The organism is Spirosoma koreense, from assembly GCF_054777875.1.
In genome coordinates, this window is record NZ_BAAHAC010000013.1 from 26490 (window position 1) to 39702 (window position 13213).

General features: G+C 51.2%; 11 protein-coding genes. 3 read left to right on the top strand and 8 right to left on the bottom strand.

Going from position 1 to position 13213, the window contains the following annotated elements; all coding sequences use genetic code 11:
* Positions 1-426: 426 nt before the first annotated feature.
* Positions 427-690, top strand: a complete 264-nt coding sequence (locus ACYVC2_RS12055) for a tyrosine-type recombinase/integrase (protein ID WP_461102679.1) — start codon at positions 427-429, stop codon at positions 688-690.
* 139 nt (positions 691-829) lie between these two features.
* On the opposite strand, the gene ACYVC2_RS12060 is transcribed toward ACYVC2_RS12055, so the two are convergent.
* The 7 genes from ACYVC2_RS12060 to ACYVC2_RS12090 form a co-directional block, all read right to left on the bottom strand.
* Positions 830-1516: a hypothetical protein gene (locus tag ACYVC2_RS12060; RefSeq protein WP_461102680.1), complete on the bottom strand. Its 687-nt coding sequence runs from the start codon at positions 1514-1516 to the stop codon at positions 830-832.
* A gap of 550 nt (positions 1517-2066) precedes the next feature.
* Complete coding sequence (locus ACYVC2_RS12065; protein ID WP_461102681.1) at positions 2067-3077, bottom strand: substrate-binding domain-containing protein; 1011 nt, start codon at positions 3075-3077, stop codon at positions 2067-2069.
* 2 nt (positions 3078-3079) lie between these two features.
* A complete protein-coding gene (locus tag ACYVC2_RS12070) occupies positions 3080-4018 on the bottom strand; it encodes an ABC transporter permease (RefSeq protein WP_461102682.1) in 939 nt (312 codons plus the stop codon).
* 41 nt (positions 4019-4059) lie between these two features.
* Positions 4060-5448: a glycoside hydrolase family 140 protein gene (locus ACYVC2_RS12075; protein ID WP_461102683.1), complete on the bottom strand. Its 1389-nt coding sequence runs from the start codon at positions 5446-5448 to the stop codon at positions 4060-4062.
* Positions 5449-5500: 52 nt separating this feature from the next.
* Entirely contained in the window at positions 5501-6334 is an 834-nt protein-coding gene (locus tag ACYVC2_RS12080) for a phosphogluconate dehydrogenase C-terminal domain-containing protein (protein ID WP_461102684.1), read from the bottom strand.
* Positions 6335-6368: 34 nt separating this feature from the next.
* On the bottom strand, positions 6369-7187 hold the full coding sequence (locus ACYVC2_RS12085; RefSeq protein ID WP_461102685.1) for a sugar phosphate isomerase/epimerase family protein: 819 nt from the start codon (positions 7185-7187) through the stop codon (positions 6369-6371).
* A gap of 3 nt (positions 7188-7190) precedes the next feature.
* Entirely contained in the window at positions 7191-8219 is a 1029-nt protein-coding gene (locus ACYVC2_RS12090) for a GntR family transcriptional regulator (protein WP_461102686.1), read from the bottom strand.
* A gap of 237 nt (positions 8220-8456) precedes the next feature.
* Between ACYVC2_RS12090 and ACYVC2_RS12095 the strand changes: the two genes are divergently transcribed.
* Both ACYVC2_RS12095 and ACYVC2_RS12100 read left to right on the top strand, forming a co-directional pair.
* Positions 8457-9503, top strand: a complete 1047-nt coding sequence (locus tag ACYVC2_RS12095; protein WP_461102687.1) for a Gfo/Idh/MocA family protein — start codon at positions 8457-8459, stop codon at positions 9501-9503.
* Positions 9504-9514: 11 nt separating this feature from the next.
* Positions 9515-10978 carry a sugar ABC transporter ATP-binding protein gene (locus tag ACYVC2_RS12100; protein WP_461102688.1) on the top strand — a complete coding sequence of 488 codons (1464 nt, stop codon included), beginning with the start codon at positions 9515-9517 and terminating at the stop codon, positions 10976-10978.
* A gap of 269 nt (positions 10979-11247) precedes the next feature.
* Here ACYVC2_RS12100 and ACYVC2_RS12105 read toward each other — a convergent pair whose 3' ends face one another.
* Entirely contained in the window at positions 11248-12933 is a 1686-nt protein-coding gene (locus ACYVC2_RS12105) for a glucosidase family protein (RefSeq protein ID WP_461102689.1), read from the bottom strand.
* Positions 12934-13213: the final 280 nt, after the last annotated feature.

Genomic DNA, 13213 nt, shown 5'->3' on the forward strand with positions numbered 1-13213 from the left:
TCCTGAGCGAGGTCATACAGGTTCTCCTGTTCAATGACCCAGAAAAAGTCTTCACGGATGCTGGTTCGAGCTGCTCAAGATAAGCGGAGAGAATTTTATCGATCAGCGTTCGCAACTCTGTCGTCTGTAGACGTACCGGCATGTCATTTCGGATTTATAGGAACATGGCCTTTCCGTGGATTACTACTAAATACGCTCTTTCAACGGAGATCTACTGATTCTCGAATGGTGTGCATAGAACGGGGCTGCCCATGCAGCGGAAAGCAGGCTGACGATGTTGGCCTGCTTTTTTGTGTCTTATACGGAATCGTGACCGGATAGCGATGTAACTAGATGGTGAAACATATGACTACTGTTACTTATATTGGTCGCAGGTTAGATCAATAAATGCACTAACTGCAAATTGATTTGAACCGGCCGAATACTATGGAAGCACAAGTTGAATTTCACACCCGAGAGCAACAGGAGGCAATGTTACAGGCCGTGAAGGAGCCAAGGCATCGAGTGATGATTCTGTTGATGCTCGATGGCGGTATGAGAGTTACCGAAGCCCGAAAGCGCCATTGGGAAGAATGCGATTTTCGCGCCAAGGTGATCAAAATCAATAGCCTGAAGAAGCGGGAAATCAGCAAAAAGAAGGAGCGCGTCGCGCCCATGTCTGACCGACTGTATTCGGCGCTTGATCTGTGATGCGTTTCATGCAGGAACAATTGATCCGATACCTGTGGGCAAGGCTCGGTGAGTCGTGAAAAGCAGGCTATAAATCGGACGTTTTTCTGAACGATTTTTGCAATCTCTTAACTTGGGATAGGCTACGAGATCCTCATTTTTACAAGACTCCTTTTACCAGCTTAAGCAAGCTGCTTACTTCCGTTTTAACGACCGGTTCGGAGGCCTGCGCTACAATACCGCCTTGGTCTAACTTGCCAACAGCCGCTAAGGCACGCGTCACTAAGGAATTGCCTGAAGCCTGCTTGCCACCTCCCAGGCCCGATAAGGCACTACTAATGCCCGACAAACTAGTCGTTAACTGACTGCCTTTGCCCAACAGAGAACCTGCGCTCAAGAGTCCTTCGAGCTGGTTGCCGCCAAAGGCTAGTTTAGCCAAATTAACCGCTTTACCTAAAACACCGTTACCCAGGGCACCCGTTGGGATTAGCGGTAAAAGCGTTTTTAGCTTACCCGCCTGGGCCAACAGTTTAGCTTTGAAGGAGGTCGGTTTGGTTTGGGCAGCCGTTTCCATACCTGAAATGCCAGCCTGAAGTTCCTGAGTCGTGGCGGATGTATCGCCTTTGGCCAGGGCTGCAACAGCATTATCCAGGTGAGCGATAGTCGTAGCGCTATCCTGGAGAGCGGCTTGAGTAGGTAGCCCGATGGATTGTTCAACAACCACTTTACCAGCTATCGGCGAATCTAGAACATTCGTAGTCAATGAGGCTTTCATGGGCGCAGCGGCACTGACAGTCAGAAATGCACAGCCTACCGCTACAAACACTTTAAATCGAATTGCTTTCATAACGTTAACAAGTTATTTTTAATGTAACTCATTAGACTTAAGAGCGATGGAATTGTTTTATATGTAGGCGTATTTAATGATTCAACTGGCCACCGTACCCGAGCAGTACAGGCTTGTTAGCCTGCTTCTTTCGATCTAGTAGTTGACTGATTATCATTTACAGATATCAAAATGTTGCGCATCGTGTCCAGATTCACATCGAACGTTTTCATTGACGATCTAAAATCGAACAGCGTTACAAATAAACAGTTTACTATCAATGTATTAACAACTAATGATGGCCGTATCCATACCTTTTCCTGAACGGTTTTGATATTGACTCGCCCTTGTAAGCCTACTAGTGTAAACACTACTGTATTCATTATCGAACACAGCTCGTCGTCCCGAGCCGGCGTAGTCAAAGCTAAATAAGGACAAATCTTCTACCCCAGCCAGGTAACCATGAAACTGGATGGATCATGGGTAAATAATCAACGGGTCGTTAGCCGTGTTCGGCAATTGCTGGATGTTGCGTTCAATGCCCCAGATTTGACCCAGTAAGCCAGAAAAACTAGTTGGCCGAACGGCTGATAAATTCATTCACATTCTCTTTTGTGATACGTAGTAAACCCGTATTCACCGCGGTTGGTATATTGGTGATGCCAGCCTGTTCATCATGCGCCGAAAGCCGGTTCGTTTGATGAACCATGTCGTAGAGGAACTGAGCACCGTACCAGGTAAATAACTCCCGTTTTTGACCGGCAAGCATCTGAATAACTCCTTCCCGAACCAGTTGAAGGTGCTCCGGCTCCCAGTCGACCGTAGTGATTTTTACCTGTCCAACGCGCCCGGCCTCTTTCACTGCCAACCCCATACCCGGCCCTGAATTGGAGTCGAATCCGCATAGACCGGCCAGATCAGGGTGGGCCGCCAGGAGATCGGAGGTGATCCGGGCAGCATCTTCCACGTTGGCTTTATCGTCAAACTTTCCAATTATTTCGATACCGGGGTAGTTCTTCACCACATCCAGCAACCCGCGAAACCCCGCTTCCATGTTGGTGAGGCCCAGAATACCCATGTACGCGATCTTCCCTTTTCCACCCAGTAAACGTACCATCTCGTTCCCCTGCATCTTACCGATCTCATACCAGTCGGTACCCAGAAAGGCATGGCGTTTTGAATTCGGTATATCCGAATCGTACACGACCGTAGGTATACCAGCCGCCACCGCCTTGTTAAGAGCCGGTCCAATGGCCGGATCGGTGCCGTTGATGAGCAGCCCGGCCGGACGGGTACCAATCACTTCCTCAATCGTGTTGATCTGTGCCGGAACATCCCAGTCAGCAGGTCCCAGAATGGATACCTTCACCTTGTGTTCGCGGCCCCACCGCAGGAACGTAGCCTGATCGTGGTTAACGTACATGGGCATCGACACGGCGGTTGTCACCATGACGTACTCTTCCGTAGTACCTGTTGGGGCTGTTTCGGCAACGGTGTTCGCCACTCCATCGGTCGAACCCTGGCGGGGTGGAAGTTCGCAGGATGAAATGCCTAGGAGACTGAATAACAGGAGTTTTTTCATGGTTAAGTTGCCCGCTTTTGCAGAGCTTTATCGGTCCAGACGGCGGCAATTAAAATCAAGCCGAGAATAATCTCCTGCCAGTAGCCCGACACCCGCGCAAGTACCATGACATTGCTGACTAACCCCATAAATACAGCACCGAGCAGCGCACCGGGGATTTTGCCGTGCCCACCCGACAAACTGGCTCCCCCCAGAATGACGGCCGTAATCACCCTAAGCTCCAGTCCGCGGCCTGCGGTAGGCAAGGCTGTACCAAGTCGGGAAGCCAGCAGAATACCGGCTGCTCCGGCTAGTAAAGAGGTCATGACAAAGCCCCAGAGCTTCATCCTTTTGACGCGAATTCCTGACAATTCGGCTGCCCGTTCGTTGCCGCCAATGTAATAATAGCGCCGAAAAAATACCGTTTTGTTCATCAGGAAAGCGAACGTACCCACCAGCAACAGCATGTACCAAACGGGCATCTGCACCCCCAGCAGGCGGGATTGACTGATGGCGTTGAACCAGTAGGGCAGATTCTGAATACCGGAGCCACCCATTAGCAGCGCTCCACCCCGAACGATACCCATGGTGGCCAGGGTCTGAATCATCGGGTTTATACCCTGATAGGCAATCAGATAGCCATTCGCGAGCCCAATCAGCCCGGCGCTGGCCAGCGCTACGAGCAGTGCCAGGGGGATTGGCAGGTTCAGCGACATCATACAATAAGCCGCCACGCCACCCGCAAACGCAACGACCGAGCCGACCGATAAATCAAAAGCCCCGGATACTAAAAGCAGCATCATGCCGATGGCCACAATGGTATCGTTACTCAGGTTCAGCAAGAGCTGGCTCCAGTTGCCCATTGTTGGAAACGTCTGCGGAAAAGCTATGGTCGCGCCAATGCCCACCAGCAAAATTGTTAGTGTCAGCGAATAAATTCGTTCCTGAAGAAGTATACGCATCCGGTTAGCTATACATGTTGGTCAGCAAACGCTCAACTTAGTTACAGAGCAGCGTGATTTTTGGCAACGTCGTCCAGCACCAATACCCAATCCTGTCCGTACCCATGCGTGGGTGGTTTGAACTGAAGCGGCTTCTGATTATCGAACGTACCCGCCGGCTGCGTTTTTCCCGTGCGCGGATCGAACCAGGTGGCGGTAATGCTTTTGCCGGAAATCTTTGCGGGGTTCACCGTAAAAGGCTTGCCAACGGCAGAATACACAAAGGCGTAGTCGGTGCCTCGGGTGGCCTGAATACGTTCTGCCGGGCTCAGGTTGTTTTCGACAATGAGCGATTGGTCGGGCACGCGGTCAAGCAGCGGGCGGGCCGTCATTAACTTCCGAACATGTTTCATCTGATTGGCGCCGGGCAGGTCCATGGCTTCCTGCCAGTAGATGTGTGGTCCATTGACGGCCGGCCGTTTCGCACTATACATTTGCCAGATGTCGTGGCATCCGTAGGTGTGGCCATGTGCCCCCGCAAACAGATCCAGATAGGCGTATAAACGCACGTCATAGGCATTGGAGGTTCCCAGATCTTTAACGTTGAAACAAACCGGATGATCTTCGTAGATCGGCTCGGCATCCATCGTGGGCTTGGTGGGCTGGAGGTTGTAGGATACGGTGATGTTGTCATACATAGCCGTATTGCGGCAGTGGCCGTTCTGGTGCATGTTGAAACTGAACCAGTCATCTTTTTGAAACCATTTTGCTGCCCCTCCCTCCAGGCCGTTAGGCTGTGGATGATAGGTTATGAGTGGCTTTGCCGTACCGCCAACGCCCTGCTGAATGCCAGCGGCCATTGCCCGCCAGGTTTCTACATCCGATGAACCCTCGCGGGGCTGCCGGTCACCACCCAGCACCCAAACGATATTTTCGCGGTTTTTATAGCGATTTCCCAGATATTGGCCATACGTTCTGGCATTGGCGGGGTTGAAAATCTCCGGGCCGTTGCCCCATTTATCCTTGAAGACTTTATCGCCCCAGGTTGGTAAAAACGCGATTACCAGACCATACTCGGCCGCTTTGTCGATGATGTAATCGACGTGTTTGAAGTAGGCTTCGTTGGGTTTGGTGGGATCATTGTTCAGAAGGGGTACTTCACCATAGGGGTTTTGCTCTTTGAGCCCATCGAACTCGGCCAGAGCTACCGCCTGAATAACCGTAAAGCCCTGTTCAGCGCGGTGTTTGAGGTACTGATCCGCTTCTTCGCGGTTTAGCCGGTGAAAGAGTTCCCAGGCCGTATCGCCCATCCAGAAAAAAGGCGTACCGGTCTGATGAACCAGGTAGCGTTTGTTGTCAGACACCTTCAACCGCCCGCCCGTAAAGGGCTTCTGCGCCATAGCGAGGCTCTGAATAGCGGCAAACAAGAGTAGAAAAATAGACTTTTTCATGGTTTAGGAATGAACGAGATTGGGCCGGTATATCCCGTAAGTTGACTTAACACTAGCGGGCTGTAATATCCTTTACTTGCTCGCGGATGTCGTCCATCTCAAAAATGCGTTCCCAGCCTTCGCGAAACAGAATGGGTTTAGCACGTTTCGAGATTTTATACGCTGCATCGGAAAACGTCCCGTTGACCTCCCTGAACAGTACGGCAATCTGAATGCGGAGATGACCCAGCACAAAGTCGCGGGCGGCCGCTTCAGGAACGCCGAGGGTTACGATTCGGTCGAAGCCTTCTTTCACCACTTCCATGCAGGTCTGGGCGAGCGTTTCCACCATAGCCGGTTCCAGAATGGCCATTTGCTCCAGCGTAATTCGATGGGTATCCTTAATGGGTCCATACATGTCCTGCGCTACCTGTTCGCCCAGCGCATAGTGCGCTTCTGTGCCATGCATGAGGGCAACCACAATGGATTGCTTGGCGGAAATGCCGCCGTAAAAATCCCGAAAAGCCGCTTCGGTTGGTTCCCAGTTGAACACCGACGGGTGGCAGGGGTGCGCGATCACATAACCCAGATCGTCACGGTGGGCAATCACCCCATCCAGTGGAGCCGCCGGGTCCAGCGTCAGCACAAGCGCACCGGACTTCATTTGCGGAATAATCTCCTCTGAAAGCTTGCCAATGGCCACATCGGGTAACGCCAGAATAACCACATCGGCATCGGCTATGGCGGCACTTTGTTCACTAACCGATACGCCCCGCTGCCACAGGTTTTCAATGCCCTGTGGCGCTATTTCCAGGTAGGAAACCGTGTACGTAGTCAGTTTTAAAAAGTTGTCGGTTAGTCGGCAGCCCATCTTGCCGCCCGCGCCCACTAAAGCTAGTTTAGTCATTTTAGGTAGATCCGTTGAAAAATGAAAAAGTTGTTTATCGGGTAAATAAGTTGCTGTTTGTAAGGTAGTTTATGCTGTCGGCCGCCCAGCTTTCCTCTTTGTCGATACTGGCTGACAGGCTTGACTCGGGCACTACCCATTGCTCTAAAATGGCGGTCTGACAGCGGCCGCGCGCGGCTACCTGTTCCACCAGCCACGGTATGTTCAACAGGCCCTGCCCGGCAGGTCGCCCATCAATCTGGAAGCCCATCAAATGGGGTAACCGCCGGATACCGAAATCCTTCAGGTGCAGATTGACCGTATACGGTGCCAATGTGTGTACGACCTCGGCCAGGCCTTCGCCCGCGCCCATCGAGTTGACAGAATCCAGACAGATGCCCAGTTGCTCGCTCCCAACCTGTTCAACAATATGAGCAAACTCACGAGCCAGCAAGCGATCATGATTTTCCAGACCTACCGTAATTTCCGCTTTCTTCAGGCTGGGCAGCGCGTTTTTCAGGATCCCAATGACCGTATCTAGGGATGGCTCGTAAGCAGTCGAATCAATGACGAAGCGGAGCAACCGGCTTTTCAGGCCTGCGGTCAGGTTGATGTACTGGTCAAGTTTGGTTTCGGTTAGCCCGCGTGCGCCAACTTCCAGCCGGATGCCCTGTTGTTGAGCTTGTTGCTCAAAGGCACGTATTTGTTCCATTGACAGCGTATGCAGTGGCAAATTGTCGCCAATCTGCACTAGCCTGAACCCCGACGCGGCTGCACGGTTCAACAGGCCCAATTCGTCGAGAGGGCGATCTGGCCTGTTGCCAGGTGTTCCTACCGCCCAGCTATACGTATATGTCCCGATTCCAAGCTGCATGGCCTACAGAGAGTTTCGCCGGATTAATCCGCCGGGGTTGGCAATTTTCTCCCGCTGGCGGCTGGTCAGCAAGCGGCCGGCCGTTTTTCCCATCTGCGCAAAATCGGTCGAGATAACGCTGATGCCCCCAGCCAGAATTTCTTTCATCGGCGTATCGTCGTACGATAGCAGTCCCACTTCCTGGCCCAGTCTAAGACCCAGGTGGTCAACCTGTTTCAGGAAGGAGACCAGATCCCGGTCGGCAAAGAGGAGAAAGGCCTCACCTGCCTGTACTAACGCATCCGAATAGGCGTCGACAACATGGCAAGGAAAGTTATGATCTCGCCCAAATTGCTGGAAACCCGCCAGCGTAGCCGCCGGAATATATTGAAACCGGTCTTTCGACTGCACCAGGGTCAGGCTGCTGTATTGTTTCAACCGGTCAGACGCGGCAGTCAGCGCCTGGTAAATATCCTGCTCAAAATCCTGATACACCGCTGAATAATCGCCTGGCAGGTTGGGCAATAGCTGGTCCAGCAACAACAGTTTATCCGTCGGAATCAGCGCTACGGTGTCCGTTACATCACTATCGAAATGGGGCATGAGTACGTAAGCGTTGTATCGGCCAAGGTTGTTCCGGATCAGCGATTCAAACACGCTGGGGTTGTAGTGATGAAAGAATACACTTAGGCTGGCGTCGGCTGGCAAGGCGGCTTTCAATTCATCGTACAGCGTTTCCTTGTAGGCATTGAGTGTATCGAAAATCATCAGCACATTCAGCGATGTCCGGACGTTAGTGCTGGCAACGTAAAAGCCTTTGCCATGCTGCGACCGTACGACACCCCGTTGCCGAAGATCTTCATAAGCTTTCGCTACCGTCACTTTCGCTACGCCCTGGTTACTGGCCCACTCATTGATGGAGGGTAATTGCTGACCCAGTTCCAGTGTTCCCTGCTCGATACCCACCAGAACAGTTTCAATTAACTGCTGATATTTTGGTTGAGCTGCATTTGGCTGGGCCACATTTGGTGGATCGACTAGGCTATCCTGCATACCCCCTATTACTTTTTTTAGATTTTCTTGTGAAGAAGACAAAAGAAGCTACATTTGCTTCAGAACTTAAGCAGTACAGTAGAGTAGAGTACAGTGAGGCAAATGTACTGCCTTTTTGAAATAGTCAAACTAAATCGTCTAAAAAGTAAAAATATTTGTTGCTGAGCCATTCACTATCGGTGGATGTAACAGCTTGCAACTCTACAAACACTACTACGTAGAAAAACTTTACTCGAAATGAAGTCGTTAAAATTTGCCGTAATCGGAACGGGATTCTGGGCTAACTACCAGATTCCTGCCTGGTTTACCGTTGGCGGAGTTGAACTGATTGCGCTCTATAACCGAACCAGAGCCAAGGCCGATGCGTTTGCCCGGCAGTTCAATGTCCCGAATGTGTATGATTCGATTGATGAACTGCTGGACCATCATGCACATGAACTCGACTTCGTGGATATTATCACGGATGTGGATACGCATCTGTATTTCACCCGGAAAGCGGCCGAACGGGGGCTGGATGTGATCTGCCAGAAACCGATGGGGCCAAGTCTCCATGACGCCAGGCAAATGCTGGACATCTGCCAAAAAGCGGGAACCCGACTATACATCCATGAAAATTTTCGCTGGCAAACCCCTATTCGAGCCATCAGGGCGACCCTTGAGTCGGGCGTAATTGGCAGGCCGTTTAAAGCACGGGTTAGTTTCTGCTCGGCTTTTCCGGTCTTTGAGAATCAACCTTTTCTGGCCGAGCTGGAGCAGTTTATCCTAACCGATATTGGGTCTCATATTCTCGACATTACCCGATTTTTGTTCGGCGAAGCACAGTCGATTTATTGCCAGACAGCGCGCGTAAATCCCCGCATAAATGGAGAAGATGTAGCCAACGTATTGCTCCGTATGAAAAGCGGCCTGAGTTGCTACGTAGAGATGTCGTATGCCTCTATTCTGGAAAAAGAAGCGTTTCCGCAAACGCTCGTCAGCATTGAAGGTTCAGCCGGTTCGCTGGTGCTGACCAACGACTATGTATTGAAAACAACTACCGCTGCCGGAACGACCACCACCATGGCGACTCTCCCCAACTATGCCTGGGCCGATCCGGCGTATGCGCTCGTTCATTCATCCATCGTTGCCTGCAATCAGAACTTACTCGCTGATTTACAGAGGAAAAATCAACCCCTGGCTGGCCCTGCCGAAACTACAGGTTCCGATAATTTTGAGACGATCCGACTGGTCTATGCCGCCTATGATTCGGCCCGGCGGAATGAAGTGGTAAACCTCACAAATTGATCCACCCGTGTATGCTCCAGCTCCTCAACATCAGCAAGCAATTTCCCGGCGTAAAGGCGCTTGAGAACGTATCCCTAAGCATTGATTCGGGCGAAATTCATGCGCTCTGTGGGGAAAATGGAGCTGGTAAAAGCACGCTGATGAACATACTGACGGGAAACCTGCAACCCGATTCCGGTCAGATTCTGCTTAACGGACAGCTGGTTCAGATCGATAACCCGGCCCATGCAACCGCACTGGGCATTGCTATCGTTTACCAGCAATTGAGTCTGGTCGACAGTCTGACCGTCGCTGAAAATATATATGCAAATCGCCAGCCTAAAAACCGCTTCGGTTTAATCCAGTATAAGACCTTATACGCCCATACGCAAGCCTTGCTGACTAAGCTGGCCTTACCCGATATCCGGCCGCATGAACTGGTGAGTGAGTTGTCGCCGGGTCAGAAGCAGATGGTAGAAATTGCCAAGGCCTTGTCTCAGAATCCGGCAATCCTACTACTGGATGAACCAACGGCCTCCCTTACTAACCGGGAAACGGCTACCTTATTTACGTTACTACGGCAGTTACGAACGGAGGGCAAAGCCATCGTTTATATTTCGCACCGGCTCCCCGAACTGTTCGAACTGTCCGACCGGGTTTCGGTGCTGAAAGACGGACGCTACCAGGGAACCGAACAAATGACCAATACCACACCCGATACGCTCATTAGTCGAATGGTTGGTCGGCGTTTAGTAGCGGAGAAACGTGCATCATCAGCTACCAGTGACGTGTTACTTCAGATTCAGAACCTGTCGGGTGAGCGGTTTAAACAGATCAGTTTTCAACTTCATAAAGGTGAAATTCTGGGTATGGCTGGCCTGGTAGGGGCCGGACGTACGGAGATTGCGCGGGCTATTTTTGGGATCGACAAACACGATTCAGGCACCATCCGGCTTCACGGAAACGTAGTGACTATTGCGCACCCGGCCGATGCCGTTCGGTACGGGATTGGTTACCTGCCCGAAGAGCGTAAAAAACTGGGCTTGTTCATGGAACAGTCTGTTGCTCAGAATATGGTTACGGCTAAGTCGCCAGCGACAGGGCCCTGGTATAACCGCAGCCGGGTAGCGACCGTAGCCGAATCATTCCGGCATCAACTGGGCATTCGAACGCCTTCCGTCCGGGAACTGGTGGGTAATCTGAGCGGAGGAAATCAGCAAAAAACAATGCTGGCCCGCTGGCTGCTGGTCAACCCCGACCTACTGATTGTGGATGAACCAACGCATGGCATCGATGTGGGCGGCAAAGCAGAAATATATGCCATCCTCCGGGGTTTGGCGGCTCAAGGCAAAGGCGTGTTGCTTATTTCGAGCGAACTTCCGGAACTACTGGCTCTCGCCGACCGTATTCTGGTGATTCGTGACGGCCAGTTTTCGGGCGAACTAAGCCGCGAGGAAGCAACCGAAGAACGAATCATGACGTTGGCTACGAATTAGTCGGTTAGTAGCATACCTTAGAAAAGCGGTGGCTACAGGGATAAAAGCTATTTAACGTGAATAGCGGGTATTCTAAAAAAATAAACTATTGAGAATCAGATATTTAATAAGAGACGACCTTTGTCATCCCGACGCCAGGAGGGATCTTCGGTAAGTTGGAACGCTTGGTCTCGACCGAAGATCCCTCCTGGCGTCGGGATGACAAAAACCATCTCTAGTCAACTGATTGATATACATATATTTAACTTTTATGGTAGCCATTATTCACGTTATTTATAATCAACTTTGATCGTGTGTGCTCCACCTGATACGGCCTTAACAACGACATACCGGCTGTTTCGGACCAGCTCTGTGGTCGAAGGGCTCGTTTTTCCATCTATTGTAACTCGTTTTAGCTGCTTGCCCGCAGGCAGAAGCTGCCGGACGGTATACTGTTTGGGATCGCCCTGTACCGCCAGCGAAATGGTCTTACGCTGGGGCTCGTGCCGATAGGTGTAACTCACTGATTTCCCGGAAGGTCCATAGGCAATTGTGAGGTCCACCTCGTTTTTACCAGCCGCCAGCCACCGGGGCGACAGCTCAACCGATTCGAATAGCATGCTTTTGTCTACTACCCCGGCCAGCCCTTCAATCATGGCGCTGTACACGGCTGCCTGCCCCCAGTTGTCGGGAATACCGGCATCGACCGTGCCATCGGGTTTATAGGATACGGGCAGCTTTCCGGCGTGCGTTTTCATCAGGCTGTCCATCCGGTTCAATACGTTGACACCATAGGTTTCAAACCCATGCTGAAAGGCAGCTTTGGCCAGTTCGCCCCCCACAATGGTACTGACGCCCCCATTCATATACGAACCGGGCAAATAGTCGGCGAAACTGGGCTCAACAGGTGGGTAAACTCCAAACCACTCGGCAAAGGCATGTTCGTCATTTTTATCTTTCAACCCCAGATAGGTGCTAATGATCGACTGGGCCATTTCTTCAGTAGGCAGGTCCCGGTTGATGTCATAAGGATTCGATAGGCTCAGCGTATTTTTCTGATCCATTTTCAGGTAGGCTGGCATCGGATCGTCGGGAATAAAATGGGCGTAGTACCGGCCGTTCCAGCACAGGTCGTTCGTGCGTTTGCGGATGCCTGCGCCCTGATCGCTCCAGTACGTGGCCTTTCCTTTATTGCCCAGGGCCGTATACAGTTTTGCCAATTGCAGGCAGGCCGCGTAGGTTCCGCTGTTATCGCCGTGCATGATACCCATCGGCGTTTTCTCGTCGATGTTGAAAATGCCCGTTTGCACATCATTCCCCTGTTTGACGTACTCTGCCCGGGTGGTTGGCAGTTGCATGAAATCCCAGGTGTCGAGGGTATATCCCCGTTTTACGAGTTGATATTTCGTTGACCATCGCAGCGGGTCGGTCATGGAGTAGGTGATGCCTTTTTCCAGTTTATCGATCCACTGCCTGATGTAAGTTGTGTCGCCCGTGGCCTGCCAGATGTAATAGCCGCCTTCGACCATCAGGTATTCCAGGTCGGCCTCAACCGGTAGCCGATGCATCTGGATGGAATCGCGTGCAAATACTTTCCAATAGCGTTTATCAAACAGGTTCAGCCGGTGGTTTTCCCGGGCTGTAATAGGGTAGTAATAGTCGTAATAGAGCCCTTCGCGGGTCTGATTCTCCATGAAGAACTGCCAGAAACTGCTGATCTCGGGTTCGAAATACTTCATGGCCTTCATCACATGAACATGGTCACGAATCCATTGTACGAACTGGTTTCGCTCCTTGCCACCAAATCGAACGGTTTTACGGTACTCTGTTTCGACCAGTTGCTTTTGCAGACTACTGAAGAGAGTTGCGTACTCACCCGCTCCTTTACCAAACTGCGTTTTAGGCTGGCCGAAACTCAAGCAGAAACTACTAATGAATAGGCTGATAATCAAGGTTGTTTTTAAGCGGTAATTCATAAAGGCCACGCTGGAGGTAGTAAATCCAGGGCAATAAAAGGGATCTAAGTCATAACGTTGTCCTGCTTTATCGACCTGCCGAACCCGGAGATAGCACAGGATAGATCCATTGTTTTGCTAGCCTTATTTGCAAAAGCATACGTTTACGAACTATTCTCTTATGTCGATGAACCCATCGTACAAGCCGTCACTTCCCATCGCTTTGATGATCCTGATAAGTACGCTAACCCAGCCGTCGTTTTCACAGCCTTATCCCGAAATTAATCAATTAGTTGCGCGA

Excerpts from the sequence above, each read along its gene's own strand:
- ACYVC2_RS12055 (WP_461102679.1), top strand. The coding sequence starts at position 427 with ATGGAAGCACAAGTTGAATTTCACACCCGAGAGCAACAGGAGGCAATG.
- ACYVC2_RS12060 (WP_461102680.1), bottom strand. The coding sequence starts at position 1,516 with ATGAAAGCAATTCGATTTAAAGTGTTTGTAGCGGTAGGCTGTGCATTT.
- ACYVC2_RS12065 (WP_461102681.1), bottom strand. The coding sequence starts at position 3,077 with ATGAAAAAACTCCTGTTATTCAGTCTCCTAGGCATTTCATCCTGCGAA.
- ACYVC2_RS12070 (WP_461102682.1), bottom strand. The coding sequence starts at position 4,018 with ATGCGTATACTTCTTCAGGAACGAATTTATTCGCTGACACTAACAATT.
- ACYVC2_RS12075 (WP_461102683.1), bottom strand. The coding sequence starts at position 5,448 with ATGAAAAAGTCTATTTTTCTACTCTTGTTTGCCGCTATTCAGAGCCTC.
- ACYVC2_RS12080 (WP_461102684.1), bottom strand. The coding sequence starts at position 6,334 with ATGACTAAACTAGCTTTAGTGGGCGCGGGCGGCAAGATGGGCTGCCGA.
- ACYVC2_RS12085 (WP_461102685.1), bottom strand. The coding sequence starts at position 7,187 with ATGCAGCTTGGAATCGGGACATATACGTATAGCTGGGCGGTAGGAACA.
- ACYVC2_RS12090 (WP_461102686.1), bottom strand. The coding sequence starts at position 8,219 with ATGCAGGATAGCCTAGTCGATCCACCAAATGTGGCCCAGCCAAATGCA.
- ACYVC2_RS12095 (WP_461102687.1), top strand. The coding sequence starts at position 8,457 with ATGAAGTCGTTAAAATTTGCCGTAATCGGAACGGGATTCTGGGCTAAC.
- ACYVC2_RS12100 (WP_461102688.1), top strand. The coding sequence starts at position 9,515 with ATGCTCCAGCTCCTCAACATCAGCAAGCAATTTCCCGGCGTAAAGGCG.
- ACYVC2_RS12105 (WP_461102689.1), bottom strand. The coding sequence starts at position 12,933 with ATGAATTACCGCTTAAAAACAACCTTGATTATCAGCCTATTCATTAGT.